Here is a 14,219-nt window from a genome sequence, read left to right on the forward strand (position 1 = left end):
CTTTCCATTGCTGAGTTTCGAGCCTCACGTCGCCCGTTCCGCGGGCGGCGTTGACTGCGTCTTGATCCCGCAAACGTGAAGATCAGGGCTATCATTGCCGTACAGAAACATGAATGTGATGTACGTCATGAAAGTGACCTCCTTTTCACCGCAGCGCCCCCACTGCTGGGCTTTCCGCCCGGTTGAGGGGCAATGAAAGGATCCGGCGTGCCTGCGACCCACCTTGCCATTGCCGGATTGCCCGCCGAGTTCGTCGAGATGCGCAGCGGAGGCCTGTACTGGATGGTGGCCGCCGGCAGCGCGCCGACGGACCTGCTCGGTGCCGGCGTGCTGGCCACGGCCGAGGCACTGGATGAAGCCGTGCTGGTCACGCTGGGGCGCGGGGCCGAATCGATGCTGGCCCTGCTGCCTGCCGACCAGGGGCCCGCCCACCTGCGGCTGTTCCAGCGCTCGCACCACGGCATGCAGCAGGCGCTGCGCGGGCTGACCGGCGATCTGCCGCGCACCGCCTCGGCGCGCACCCGGCTCAGCCTGGTGCAGTTCCCGGTGGCGGCGCTGGACGGCTGGGATGATGCCCGGCTGGCGCGCTGGTGCCAGCAGCTGCAGGAATGGGCCGGACAGGCGCAGCAGGTGCTGCTGTTGCTGTGCCACGGCGAAGTGGCGACGCTGGCCCCGCGCCTGTTGTCACTGAGCCGGAGCTGCGCCGGTGTGGCCCAGCTGCATCCGCATCGTGGCGCTCTGCAGCTGTTGCTGCATTACTGGTCCAACAGCCATGGCGTGGTGGCCCAGCGATCGTTCGGCGTCGAGCAGGAAAGCCGCGGGCTGCGCCACCTGGCCGAGGCCGATGCCGCCGAGACTGGGATCGATGCGACCAGTGGCAGCGACCGCGATGTCTTCCTGGCCCAGGCCGAAGTACTGGAAGGTGCGCCGCCGTTGTCGGCGGCCTGGCGCCTGTATGACGGCTGGGCCGGATTGCTTCCGGCCGCGTTGCAGGCGCGCGAGGCCACCGTGGTGCTGGCCATCGACGCGAATGCCAAGGTGGATGCACTGGCCCGCCTGCTGCACCGCCTGCGCCGCGAACGTGGCAATGCGCTGAAGCTGGTGGTGCGCGAGCTGCAGCCCTGCCTGCGCTACGCCGATGAGCGGCTGCTGATGCAGTGCGGTTGCAGCCTGGTGGTGCCGTCAGCGACGCCTTTGCCGCGACTGCTGACCCTGCTGGAAACCGTGCAGCGGCAGCGTTGGCAGGGCCAGCTGGCGGAAGAACCAGAGCCGCTGATCCGTTCGCATCGACCGCCATCGGTGAGCGGCCTGGTCAACGCCGCACGCTTCCGCCAGATCGCAGGTGATCGCATCGACCAGGACGGTAGTGCGGTCGAAAGCGCCGTGCTGGCGCTGCAGCCGGTGGCCGGCCTGCGTGCCGAGCAGACCCTGCAGCAGCTGCGCATCCGCCGCCAGGGCGATCTGGCCTGTGTCTACCGCGGGCAGGTACGCCTGTTCCTGTTTGGTTGCCGGCGTGATGCGGTCGAGCAGGCCCTGGGCAATCTGTTCCGGCTGCCCTGGCGCGAGCTGTTCGATGGCTACCAGCGCTTGGCCGAGTACGACATTGCAGCGATGAACGCCCACGGCAGCGATCCGGAGGCCGAGGTGCTGCCCGAAGCACCTGCGGCCCTGCCGGCTGTGGCCCCGGCGCTCGAGGCGCCTGTTTTCACCGCCCCGAAGCCGCTGCGGCTGGGAGATCGCGCATGACCACCGACCAGCAACTCTGGACCCTGATCGTCGCCTGCGCGCTGGTGATGATTCCCTTCGGAGCCATGCTCGGCACGCTGTGGCGCGGGCTGCGCCGCCGCGCCGCACGCTGGCTGCCACCCCGCCATCTGCGCCGCGCCGGTGTACGCCAGCGTGCGCCGCGGAGGGTTGCATGAGTCCGCAGATGGCACCCGCATCTCCCTTCGCCTGGGCCAACCTGCGCGGCTGGAACCTGTATTTCCTGTCCAAGGTGGTACTGGCCTGGATGGGCGCGCTGGATCTGAAAATCCTGCCCAACCTGCTTTTCCTGGGTGCGCTGCTGATTCCACTGCGCTGGCGCTGGGCACGCATCGCGCGCACTGTCGTCGCGGTACCGGTGGGCGTGGCTCTGTACTACCAGGACACCTGGTGGCCGCCGTTCCGGCGCCTGTTGGTGCAACCTGGCGTGCTGGACTTCTCGGCGGACTACTGGCTCGAGCTGGTCCAGCGCTTCATCAACTGGCAGATGGTGGCGGTACTGGCGATGCTGGTGCTGGCCTACGTACTGCTCAAGCCGTGGCTGCGCATCACCACCCTGAGCGTGCTGGGCATGCTTGGCCTGGCTGTGATGGCGATACCGATGCCGGCGGGCTGGAACTGGGGGCAGGGTACCGCCACCGCGGCCACCGCCAGCGCCGCAGGCACCTCGGGTGGCGGCCTGCCGCCGGCCAACAACGAGACGCTCAATGCATGGCTGGCCAGCTTCTACCAGCAGCAGTCCAGCCTCAAGACCAGCTTCCCGGCACCGGGCAGCGGCGCGCCGTTCGACGTCATCATCCTCAATATCTGCTCGCTGGCATGGAGCGATCTGGATGAAGTGGGGCTGCGCCAGAACAACCTGCTCGACCACATGGACGTAGTATTCGACGACTTCAACTCGGCAACCGCCTACAGCGGCCCGGCGGCGATCCGCCTGCTGCGCGCCAGCTGTGGCCAGACCTCGCATACCGGGCTGTTCGATCCGGTGCCGGCCGAGTGCCAGCTGTTCTCGAACCTGCAGCGTCTGGGCTTCCAGAGCGAGCTGGCGATGAACCACGACGGTCACTTCGACGACTTCATCGGTGAACTGCACCAGTACGGTGGGCTGCAGGCACAGCCGATGGATATCAGCGCGTTTCCTAAAGCGCTGGTGGCCTTCGACAAGTCGCCGTTGCGCCGCGATGGCGATGTGCTGATGGCGTGGTGGAAACAGCGGCTGGCTGGGTCCAGCCAGCAGGTGGCGCTGTTCTACAACACGATCTCGCTGCACGATGGCAACCGCATCGTCGGTGCCGACGGCCGTTCGAATGCCGCCGACTACAAGGCACGTGCGGAAATGGTGCTGGGCGACATGGCCGGTTTCGTCGACGCGGTGGAGAAGAGTGGCCGCCGCGCGATGATCGTGGTGGTGCCCGAGCATGGCGCGGCCCTGCATGGCGACCGCATGCAGATTCCGGGCATGCGTGAGATCCCCAGCCCGTCGATCACCCACGTGCCGGTGGGCGTGAAGCTGATCGGCATGGGCGCGCCGGCGGCCGGCGGCCCACGTCACGTGCCCGAGCCGAGCAGCTACCTGGCGGTGTCCGAGCTGGTGTCGCGCGTGTACGCGCTCAATGCCCAGTCGCCGCCGAGCGAGCGCAACTGGGACAGCCTGCTGAAGGGGTTGCCGCAGACACCGTCGGTATCGGAGAACGAAGGCGCCAAGGTCATCGAGTACGCCGGCAAGCCCTGGCTGCAGCTGCAGGGCAGCCAGACCTGGAGCCCCTACCCGGAGGAGGCACGCTGATGCCTGCCGCCATTCTTGCCGTGCCGGTCACACTGTCCGTGGAAGAGGACGACATCGACCTGCTGCGCCGCAGCCTGGACATGCCCGGGTTGCCCTACGTGGACTTCTCGGCCCAGCAGGAGCGAGCACGGGCGCTGGCACGCTGGCCGTTGCTGGCCGAACTGGAGCCGCGCCGATGAGCACCTTGTTGTCGCTGCAGGGCATCCATGGCGGAACCGGCGTCACTACGGTGCTTGCCGCGCTGGGCCAGGGCCTGCACACCCAGGGGCAGCGTGTGCTGCTGGTCGAATGCAGCCCGGACCAGATGCTCGGCCTGCACCTGGGCCTGCCTGCCGACGTGGACAACGGTTGGGCGCGCGCGCAGCTGGACGGTACGGATTGGCGTGATGCCGCCTACGCCGTCGCAGCAGGACTCGCGGTGCTGCCCTACGGTCGTGTCGACGCCGAGGCCGCGATGCACATCGAACAGCAGCTGCAGCAGGCACCGGCCACCTGGGCCGAACGCATTCCACTGCTGGAGGCCCAGTTCGACTGGATCCTGTTCGACCTGCCGCAGCGCCTGCCGGCGCACGCTGCGGCCATCAACCAGCACGCGCGCTGCACGCTGCCGCTGCGCCTGGCCTGTGTCGATCCGGTCAGCCATGTGTTCCTGCAACGACAGCCGGATGACACCCGCCTGCTGCTGGCCAACCGCTATGACCCGGTCATTCCGGTGCAGCGCGACCTCATGCAGCTGTGGCTGCACGCGCACGGCGCGCGGCTGGTGCCGCAGCCGCTGCACGAGGATGCGCGGGTACCCTCCGCATTGGCCAGCAAGCAGCCGCTGGGCCGCTATGCGACCGATTCGCTGGCTGCTGCCGATGTGGATGGCCTGGTGCTGTGGTGCCTGGCGGAGGCCGCACGGCGCCAGGCCACGGCGGGGGCACGCTGATGGGCGCCCGCGTCTACTACCTGGGCTGGGGGCGCCTGCGCGAACGCGTGCATGCGTCCTGGCCGACACGGTCGCTGCTGTGGCTGCTGCAGTGCGTGGGCTGGGCGTTCCTGCGCCTGGAAGGGCCGGCGTGGCAGGCACAGGCCCCGCGCCTGCGCAACGCCTTCCCGCAGATCCAGGGCGACCGTCGCTGGCGCCCGGGCGATCCGTTGCGGTTGCTGATCCAGGCCATGTGGCTGTCGGTGGTGCGCTTGGTACCGCAGCCTTCGCTGAGGCGGCAGCGGTTGGCCCAGGCCCGGCGCGAACGCATTGCCGAACTACGGGGGGCGGCGGGTCGCGGCCGCCTGCGCTATCTGCGCGCCATGCGCGATGCGCCCAGTGAATTCTGGAACAGCCGCGTAGCGGCCTGGTTCGGCCGGAAGGTGGGCAGCCTGTCGCCACGTTCGAGGCACCTGCTGACCCTGCTGGCCGGGTTGGCCACGCTGGGGCTGGCGGCGCTGTGCATCACCCAGCCGTTCACCTATCTCGCACAGTTCGTGTTCGTTGCACTGCTGTGGGCCATCGCGCTGCTGGTGCGGCGCATGCAGGGGCGCTATGCGACGCTGGTGCTGGTGGTGCTGTCGATCACCGTGTCCTGCCGTTACCTGTGGTGGCGCTACACCGCCACGCTGAACTGGAACAGTACCTTCGACCTGGTCTGTGGCGTGGTGCTGCTGGCGGCGGAAACCTATTCGTGGCTGGTGCTGATGCTGGGCTACGTGCAGGTGGCCTGGCCGCTGCGTCGCCGTCCGGCGCCGTTGCCGGCCGATATCCGCCAGTGGCCGACGGTGGATGTGCTGATTCCCACCTACAACGAAGACCTGGCGCTGGTGCGGCACACGGTTTACGCAGCAATGGGCCTGGACTGGCCGGCCGACAAGCTGCGCATCCATATACTCGACGATGGCAAGCGCGAAGAATTCCGCGCATTCGCCGAGCGTGCCGGGGTCAACTACATCACCCGCGCTGACAACCGCCATGCCAAGGCCGGCAATCTCAACCATGCGTTGACCCTGATCGATGGTGAGCTGGTGGCCATCTTCGACAGCGATCACCTGCCGGTGCGTTCGTTCCTGCAGATCACCTGCGGCTGGTTCCTGCGCGACCCGAAACTGGCGCTGGTGCAGACCCCGCACCACTTCTTCTCGGCCGATCCGTTCGAACGCAACCTGCAGGTGTTCCGCAGCGACCCCAACGAAGGCGAGCTGTTCTACGGCCTGGTGCAGGACGGCAACGACCTGTGGAACGCGGCGTTCTTCTGCGGCTCCTGCGCGGTACTGCGGCGCGAGGCCATCGATGCCATCGGCGGGTTTGCCACCGAGACCGTCACCGAAGATGCGCACACCGCGCTGCGCCTGCATCGCAAGGGCTGGAACTCGGCCTACCTGCGCATTCCGCAGGCGGCCGGCCTGGCCACCGACAGCCTCGGCGCGCACGTCAACCAGCGCATCCGCTGGGCACGCGGCATGGTGCAGATCTTCCGCATCGACAACCCGCTGCTGGGCAAGGGCCTGAGCCTGTTCCAGCGCTTCTGCTACGCCAACGCGATGCTGCATTTCCTGGCCGGTATTCCGCGCCTGGTCTTCCTCACCGCGCCGCTGGCGTTCCTGCTGCTGCACGTCTACATCATCTATGCGCCGGCGCTGGCCATCCTGCTGTTCGTGGTGCCGCACATGGCCCACGCCAGCCTTACCAACGCACGCATCCAGGGCAAGTACCGCCGGCCGTTCTGGGGCGAGGTGTACGAGACGGTGCTGGCCTGGTACATCGCACGGCCCACCACCGTGGCGCTGTTCAGCCCGGGCCGTGGCAAGTTCAACGTCACCGACAAGGGCGGCACCCAGGCCGGCGATCGATTCGACTGGCGCGTGGCGCAGCCCTACCTGGTGCTGGCGCTGCTGAACGTGCTTGGCCTGTGCTTTGCCGTGTGGCGCTTCATGCACGGGCCGCTGGATGAACGCGGTACGGTGGTCGTCAGTTCGCTGTGGGTGCTGTACAACCTGCTGATCATCGGCGGTGCGCTGGCGGTGGCCGCTGAAGTGCAGCAGGTGCGGCGCACGCATCGCGTCACCACCCACCTGCCGATGGCGCTGCAGGTGCCCGATGGCCGCCGCCTGCGCGGCGTGCTGCAGGACTACTCCAACGATGGCGTAGGCGTTGAACTTGGCGAAGACGCGCAGCTGGCCGAGGGCCAGCGCGTGCAGGTGCTGCTGGGGCGGGGCCGCCGCGAGTTCGCGTTCCCGGCGCGGGTGCAGCGCACGGTCGGCCAGCGACTGGGCCTGCTGCTGCTGTTCGAGGACGAACGCCAGCGCGTGGAGTTCGCCCAGTGCACCTTTGCCCGCGCCGATGCCTGGCTCGACTGGCACGCCGGTTACCAACCCAAGAGTCTGCCGCGCAGCCTGTGGAGCGTGCTGGTCCTGGGCTGGCGCGGCTATCGGCGGATGGGTGATTTCGCACCGTTCGACCTTGACCGCCCGGCACACTGGAACCGTCGCCTGCTGCGATGGCTGGCCAGCTTTGCTCCGCAACGTCCGCTTCTTTCCCACCCGGCTGACCCAGCCGCTGATCCAGGGCTTCGTCCATGACCCTTCCGTCCTCTCTGCGTTGGCTGCTGCTGCCCCTGCTGGCCCTGCCCGTGGCGTCAGGCAACAGCGCGCCTGCTCCGGCGCCGGTGGTTCCTCCCGCCGCGGCGCCTGCCGCGCCGCCGGTGCCGAGCGTGCCGGCCGCACCCGCCACCACTCCGGCCGCCGGTGCCGAGCCCGCACTGGCGCAGACCTGGACGGGCAGCGCCTGGCCCTGGCAGCGGCAGAACACCTTCGCGCAGCTGGGGCGCCGCCAGGACACGCTGCTGTCGGGTGTGCGCAATGCCACCACCTTCGAGTTCCAGGTCCGCCGTGACCGCCTGGTCCGTGATGCGGAACTGGATCTGAGCTTCACCCCTTCACCGTCGCTGCTGCCGACCCTGTCGCATCTGCGGGTCTACCTCAACGACGCGATGATGGGCGTGGTGCCGATCAGCAACGACCAGCTGGGCCGTCCGGTGCAGGCCAAGCTGCCGCTGGACGCGCGCCTGATCGCTGATTTCAACCAGGTCCGCCTGGAGTTCGTCGGCCACTACACCGACATCTGCGAAGAGCCGACGCACAGCTCGCTGTGGGTCAACCTGTCCAGCAACAGCACGTTGCGCCTGGGCGGCCAGCCGCTGGCGATGCAGGACGACCTGGCCAACTTCCCGCTGCCGTTCTTCGATCCGCGCGATACCGCACGGCTGGAGCTGCCGGTGGTGTTCGCCGCCGCACCCAGCCTCGCGCAGCAGCGCGCGGCGGCGGTGATGTCCTCGTACTTCGGCAGCCTGTCCGGCTGGTGGCGCCAGGCGCGTTTCCCGGTCAGCTTCGGCACGTTGCCGGACAAGGGCCACGCGGTGGTGCTGGCGGTCAACGGCAGGTTCCCGCCGGTGATCGCCAACCATGCCCCGGTGAAGGGCCCGATGATCGAACTGATGTCGCTGCCGGAGGATCCGCAGCGCAAGCTGCTGCTGGTGCTGGGCCGCAACGATGACGACCTGCAGAAGGCGGCGGCCGCGATGGCGGCCGGGAACGTGCTGTTCCGCGGTCGCCAGGTCAGCGTCGACGAGATCAAGCCACTGGCCCCGCGCAAGCCGTACGACGCACCGAACTGGGTGCGCACCGACCGCGCCGTCCGCCTGGCCGAACTGCTCGACTACCCGCAGCAGTTGCACGCCAACGGCGTGTCGCCGCAGCCGATCACGGTCAACCTCAACCTGCCGCCGGACCTGTTCATCTGGCGCAACCAGGGCATTCCGCTGAACCTGCGTTATCGCTACACGCCGCCGTTCGGCAGCGATGAGTCGCGGCTGGGCGTAGCGATCAACGACCAGTTCATCTCCAGCTTCCCGCTGGTGCGCCGCAACGGCAAGCAGGGCCTGGAGGAAATCCGCCTGCCGGTGCTGGCCGGCGATGCCGGTGCCGACGACGGGCGCCTGCTGATTCCGGCGCTCAAGCTGGGCGACCGCAACCAGCTGCGCTTCGATTTCAACTTCGCCAGTGTGATGGGCAGTGCGCAGCGCGACCACTGCCAGACCGTGCTGCCGCCGAACCTGCAGGCAGCGATCGAAGAAGACTCGACCATCGACTTCTCCGGGTTCCATCACTACATGGGCCTGCCGGACCTGTCCGCGTTCGCACTCAGCGGTTTCCCGTTCACCCGCATGGCCGATCTGTCCGAGACCGTCGTGCTGGTGCCGCCCAGCGCCAGCGAAGCACAGGTCAGCCTGCTGCTGAACCTGATCGGCGGGCTGGGCGTGCAGAGTGGCTACCCGGCCTATGGGCTGCGACTGTCCGATGACTGGAAGCAGGCCAGCGCACTGGATGCGGACCTGCTGATGCTGGGCGCCTTGCCGGCGGAGCTGCGCGGCAGCCAGCAGCTGTCGCTGCTGATCGACGACCAGCGCACGCGGCTGCTCAACGGCCAGTCGCCGTCGCCGCAGCAGGCGATGGAACAGGCCCGCCGTGGCAGCCGCGATGGCGACCCGGCGGTGACCGAAGTAGCAGTGAGCGCGCAGGCACCGTTTGCCGCGATCATCGGCATGCAGTCGCCGAAGCATGCGCAGCGCAGCATCGTTTCGCTGGCCGCCAGCAATGCCGCCGACTACGGCCTGCTCGACGAAGCGCTCAGCGATACCGGCAAGCGCGAAGCCATCGCAGGTTCGGTGGCGATCCTGCGTACCTCGGGCATCCACAGCCAGTTCGTCGGCGATCACTACTACGTTGGCGCGCTGCCGTGGTGGCTGCTGCTGTGGTACCACCTGGCCGACCACCCGGCACTGCTGGCGGTGCTGGCCACGCTGGTGGTGCTGATGGTCGCCTTCCTGCTGTGGCGCACGCTGCGCTGGGTCGCAGCCAAGCGCCTGGACCCGGGGCACTGATGGCACGCACGCGGCATCCGCTGGTCACCGCTTCCGGCCTGGTCCTGTTGGGACTGGCCGGTGCCGGGCCCTGCGCGGCGCAGGCCCTGCCCGATACACCGGGCGGAACCGTCGCCGAGCAGCGCCAGTGGCTGCTGCAGCAGGTGCGCATTGGAGAGGCCACCGGTCGCCAGAGCCTGATCGAAGACGCGCTGGCGCGGCTGCGCATGCTGGCACCGGATGATCGCGGCACGCTGGTGGCGATCCTGGAAGTGCAGTTGTCGCAGCAGAAGCTGCAGGATGCCGAGGCGACCCTGAAGCGCCTGCGCGAGATCGGCACGGGCACCCGTGAACTGGCCGCCGGCGAGCGCCTCTGGCAGGCCTATCGCGGTGATCTGCAGCAGGATCTGCAGCAGGCGCGGCTGTTCGCTGCCGGTGGTCGCAGCGCCGAAGCGCTGGCGATCTACCGGCGCCTGTTCAACGATGATCCACCTGGCCTGCAACTGGGCCTGGAGTACTGGCGCCTGCGCGGCGCCCGGGCGGATGGGCGTGCACAGGCGATCCGCGCGCTGGGCGAACTGGACCGCAGCTATCCCGGCAATGTGCCATTGCTGCAGGCGCTGTCGCAGATGCTGTTCGCTGCCGGCCGCGATGCCGAGGCGCTGGCCGTGCTGCAGCGCATGGGGCGTAATCCGGAAGCCCGCGGCATGGCGGCGGACGCCGAGTGGGCCTACCTGAAGGATCAGCCGGCCGACGACCGCAGCGTGCGCAGGCTACAGGACTTCATCACCCGCAACCCGACGTTTGCCGACATCGCATTGGTGCGCGAGCGCTACACCGATCAGCACAAGCGGGTCAGTGACTCGGCGTGGCGCGCCGGCCTGCGCGGCCAGCAGTTGCTCGACGCAGGCCGCAATGCAGAGGCCGAGCGCGCTTTCCTGCAGGCGCTGCGCGGCTATCCGCGCGAGCCCGATCTGCTGGGTGGACTGGGCATGGCGCTGATGCGCCAGGGCCGCCGCGAGCAGGCCATCAACTATTTCCAGCGTGCGGTGCAGGCGACGCCCGACGGTGACAGCAACGACAAGTGGCGTGACCTGATTGCCAGTACCCGCTACTGGCTGCAGCTGGACCAGGCCGATGCGGCGCTGGCGGCCGGCCGGCTGGACGAGGCCGAGCGCCTGTATGCGCAGGCGCGCCGCCAGCAGCCCCGCGACGTCAATGCTGCACTGGGCCTGGTCGATGTGGCCGTGGCACGCGGCGATGACGCCGCAGCCGAACGCCAGTTGCAGGTTGCCCGGCGGATGGCGCCCAACGATGCCAACGTGATCCGCAAGCTGGTGCAGCTGTACGGCCGCACCGACCCGCAGCGGCTGGAAGCCTTCATCAATGCATTGCCCGCTGCCCAGCGCAGGCTGTATGCCGAAGATCTGCGCCAGCTGCAGATCAGTCGACTGCGTGAGCGCCGCGAGCAGGCGTTGGCTGCCGGCGATGCAACCACTGCGATCACGCTGGGACAGCAGCTGCGCGGCGAACTGCCGGGCGATGCATGGCTGGCCTATGCGCTGGGCAACGAGCTGCGCGCCGCCGGCCGGCAGGACGAGGCCGACGTGGTGGTGGCCGACATGGCCACGCACAACGACAGTGCCGAAGCGCGCTACGCGCAGGCGCTCTATCTGTCGGGATCCGATCGGCTGCCACAGGCGCTGGCGGTGCTCGATGCGCTGCCGCAGGCGCAGTGGGACGATGACATCCGCGCGCTGTCGGCGCGCCTGCAGCGGCAGCAGCTGGTCGATCATCTGTGGGATCTGCGTGCGCAGGGCAGGGAGGCCGAAGCCATCGCGCTGCTGCAGCAGCAACCGCCCAGCACCGACAACGATCTGCTGATGGCCGAATGGGCGCGCCTGCGCGGCGACCACGCGCAGGCGCTGCACTACTACCAGCGCGTGCTTGCTGCACAGCCGGAGAATGTGGATGCGCAGCTGGGCCAGGTGCAGGCCTGGATCGGCACCGGCGATCTGGCCAGCGCACGCCGCCAGATGCACGACGCACCGCCGGCAGTGGACGATACCGAAATCGGCCAGCAGCGCCAGCTCGCCACCATCTGGACCGACCTGCGCGAGGACAGGAAGGCCCTGGCGATCCTGCGCGCGCTGCTGGCGCGCAAGACCGGGCCCGATGCACAGTCCTGGCGTGACGCGGCACGACTGGTGCGCCGCGATGATCCACAGCAGGCGCTGGACATGTACGCGCAGGCGATGGCCGACAACGGCCTGTTGGCTTCCAGCCAGGCCACGCCGCGCGACAACCGCGCGCTGACCCTGGCCAGCCGCGAGACGGCCGGCGATGACTGGTTGCGGCGCAGCCTGCGCAGCGACGTGGAAACCCTGTACCAGCAGGAGAATCCCACCCTGACGGTGATGCAGGACACCGGCCGCCGCAGTGATGGAACCCCGGGCATTTCGCGGCTGTCGCGTGATACCCGCATCGCGCATCTCGACGCACCGTTCGCCGGTGGCCTGGGCTGGGCGCGCATCGAGCAGGTGAGCTTCGATGCGGGCCGCTTCCAGACCGACGGAAACGGCGCCTACGACGAGGATTTCGGCAGCTGCGACCTGGATCTGCTGCAGGCCGGCAACAGCCGCCTGCGCGCACCGGGTTGCACCCGTTTCGTCCATCAGCGGCGGACGTCCGGCGCTGGCTTTGCTGTCGGCTGGCGCACCCTGGATGACCGCTGGAACTTCGATATCGGCCACACCCCGTCCAACTACGTGGTCGGCAACTGGCTCGGCGGTGTCACCCTCAATGGTGATCTCGGGCGCTTCGGCTGGGGGGCCACGGTGTCGCGGCGGCCGATGACCAATTCGCTGCTGTCGCAGGCCGGTGCCGTTGATCCGCGCAGTGGCATTGCCTGGGGCGGGGTCACCGCCAACGGCGTGACCTTCAGCCTCGGCTACGACCAGGGCGGCCGCGATGGCGTATGGTCGAACTGGAGCTGGCATCGGCTGACCGGCCACAACGTGGTCGACAACACCCGCGCACGCGCGATGGTGGGCTGGTACCACAAGCTGATCCAGCGCCCCGACATGCGGCTGGATGTGGGCACCACCGCGATGTACTGGCGCTACCAGAAGGACCTGGGCGGCTACTCGCTGGGCCAGGGTGGCTACTACAGCCCGCAGCGCTATGCGTCGCTGAGCCTGCCGGTCAGCTTCGCCTGGCGCAACGACGTATGGTCGGTGCGCGTGGATGGTTCGGTCAGCGTGTCCAGTGCGCGCACGTCCTCGATCAGCCGCTTCCCCGACCAGGCCTTGATCGAGCGCGTGATCGAACAGCTGGAGCCGCAGTATGGCCCGCTGCGGCTGGACGAGGCCGGCCTGTATACCGGCGACAGCAGGAGCACAGGCACCGGCTACCGCCTGTACGGCGCGGTCGAGCGCCGCCTGGGCGACCACTTCGTGCTGGGTGCCGCCGGCACCCTGCAGCGCAGCCGCGATTTCTCGCCGAATTCGTTCCAGCTCTACCTGCGCTACACCTTCAAGCCCTGGCAGGGAAACCTGCCGTTGCCCGTATCGCCACTGGTGCCGTATGGCGAGTTCCGCTGACCTGCAGCGCCGGCGCCTGCTGCAGGTGGCCGCCACGCTGCCGCTGCTTGGCTGGCGCAGTGCGCAGGCCGCGCCCGCACCGCGTTGGCCGGCGTGGCAGGTACTGGTGGACAGCAGCCTGAGCCGCGATGGACGCATGATCGATCGCAGCCAGGACGATCAGCGCAGCACCTCCGAAGGCCAGTCCTATGCGTTGTTCTTCGCCCTGGTCGACAACGACCAGGCGCTGTTCGACCGCGTCCTTGGCTGGACCCAGGACAACCTCGCCGAAGGCGACATGGGCAAGCGCCTGGCCGCCTGGCTGTGGGGACGCGATGGCGATGGAGCGTGGCGGGTTCTGGATGACAACCCGGCCTCGGACTCCGATCTCTGGCTGGCCTATGCGCTGCTGGAAGGCGCGCGGCTGTGGCGCCGTCCCGCGTTGAAGGCCATCGCCGAGGGCATGCTCGCGCAGGTGCGGGCACGCGAGATCGTGGACCTGCCCGGGCTCGGCCCGATGCTGTTGCCGGGCCCACAGGGATTCACCGAAGGGGACGCCACGCGGGTCAACCCCAGCTATCTGCCACTGCCGCTGCTGCGCCGCTTTGCGGTGGAGGATCGCAGCGGGCCGTGGCAGGCGCTGGCGCGCAACAGCGTGCAGCTGTTGCAGCAGACCAGCCCAAACGGGTTCGCACCGGACTGGGCGGCGTGGAAAGGCGATCGCTTCGTCGTCGATCCGGTGCGCGGTGCGGTCGGCGGCTACGATGCCATCCGCTGCTACACCTGGGCGGGCATGACCGCACCGCGCGATCCGTTGTTCCGTGCGCAGCTGGCGGCCCTGTCCGGGCCGCTGCAGCGCCTGCGCAGTGGTGCGCCGATGTGGGAGAAGATCGACACCCGCAGTGGCCAGGGGCAGGGCGAAGGCAACTACGGATTCCGCGCGGCACTGCTGCCGTATCTGATCGCGCAGGGCGAAGCGGAGCGTGCCGATGCATTGTTGGCCAGCCTGCCCAGCGCGGAGCAGCAGCGTGCTGACGCACCGGCCTATTACTCGCAGATGCTGGCGCTGTTCGGTCGTGGCTGGGCCGAAGGACGCTGGCGTTTCGCCGCCGATGGTCGCCTGCTGCCGCGCTGGTAGCTGCAGTGCTGCGGGGTCGGATCCCGTTGCATCGCAATGGGATCTGACCCCACTCA

The 14,219-nt window shown here is 68.7% G+C and carries 9 protein-coding genes; all 9 read left to right on the forward strand.

Translation table 11 applies throughout. The features are described 5' to 3' along the window. Positions 1 to 207 precede the first annotated feature (207 nt). The 9 genes from ACZK29_RS03040 to bcsZ are packed head-to-tail and all read left to right on the forward strand — an operon-like array spanning position 208 to position 14,163. Complete coding sequence (locus ACZK29_RS03040) at positions 208 to 1,746, forward strand: BcsE family c-di-GMP-binding protein (protein WP_459047867.1); 1,539 nt, start codon at positions 208 to 210, stop codon at positions 1,744 to 1,746. Further along, positions 1,743 to 1,922, forward strand: a complete 180-nt coding sequence (bcsF, locus tag ACZK29_RS03045) for a cellulose biosynthesis protein BcsF (protein ID WP_111205173.1) — start codon at positions 1,743 to 1,745, stop codon at positions 1,920 to 1,922. Before ACZK29_RS03040 ends, bcsF begins: the two co-directional genes overlap by 4 nt. Further along, positions 1,919 to 3,550: a cellulose biosynthesis protein BcsG gene (gene bcsG / locus ACZK29_RS03050; protein ID WP_239503954.1), complete on the forward strand. Its 1,632-nt coding sequence runs from the start codon at positions 1,919 to 1,921 to the stop codon at positions 3,548 to 3,550. Before bcsF ends, bcsG begins: the two co-directional genes overlap by 4 nt. Further along, positions 3,550 to 3,729: a cellulose biosynthesis protein BcsR gene (bcsR, locus tag ACZK29_RS03055; protein ID WP_111205175.1), complete on the forward strand. Its 180-nt coding sequence runs from the start codon at positions 3,550 to 3,552 to the stop codon at positions 3,727 to 3,729. The genes bcsG and bcsR overlap by 1 nt, the downstream gene beginning before the upstream one ends. Next, positions 3,726 to 4,481, forward strand: coding sequence for a cellulose biosynthesis protein BcsQ (gene bcsQ, locus ACZK29_RS03060; protein ID WP_111205176.1), 756 nt, complete (start codon positions 3,726 to 3,728; stop codon positions 4,479 to 4,481). Before bcsR ends, bcsQ begins: the two co-directional genes overlap by 4 nt. Beyond that, positions 4,481 to 7,105, forward strand: coding sequence for a UDP-forming cellulose synthase catalytic subunit (bcsA, locus tag ACZK29_RS03065; protein WP_478446658.1), 2,625 nt, complete (start codon positions 4,481 to 4,483; stop codon positions 7,103 to 7,105). The genes bcsQ and bcsA overlap by 1 nt, the downstream gene beginning before the upstream one ends. Next, positions 7,102 to 9,465: a cellulose biosynthesis cyclic di-GMP-binding regulatory protein BcsB gene (gene bcsB, locus ACZK29_RS03070; protein WP_478446659.1), complete on the forward strand. Its 2,364-nt coding sequence runs from the start codon at positions 7,102 to 7,104 to the stop codon at positions 9,463 to 9,465. The genes bcsA and bcsB overlap by 4 nt, the downstream gene beginning before the upstream one ends. Further along, entirely contained in the window at positions 9,465 to 13,046 is a 3,582-nt protein-coding gene (gene bcsC / locus ACZK29_RS03075; protein ID WP_478446660.1) for a cellulose synthase complex outer membrane protein BcsC, read from the forward strand. The genes bcsB and bcsC overlap by 1 nt, the downstream gene beginning before the upstream one ends. Beyond that, entirely contained in the window at positions 13,030 to 14,163 is a 1,134-nt protein-coding gene (bcsZ, locus tag ACZK29_RS03080; RefSeq protein ID WP_111205179.1) for a cellulose synthase complex periplasmic endoglucanase BcsZ, read from the forward strand. Before bcsC ends, bcsZ begins: the two co-directional genes overlap by 17 nt. The last annotated feature ends 56 nt before the right edge of the window (positions 14,164 to 14,219 follow it).

The sequence above is a fragment of the Stenotrophomonas sp. 89682_Sma genome (assembly GCF_056481405.1).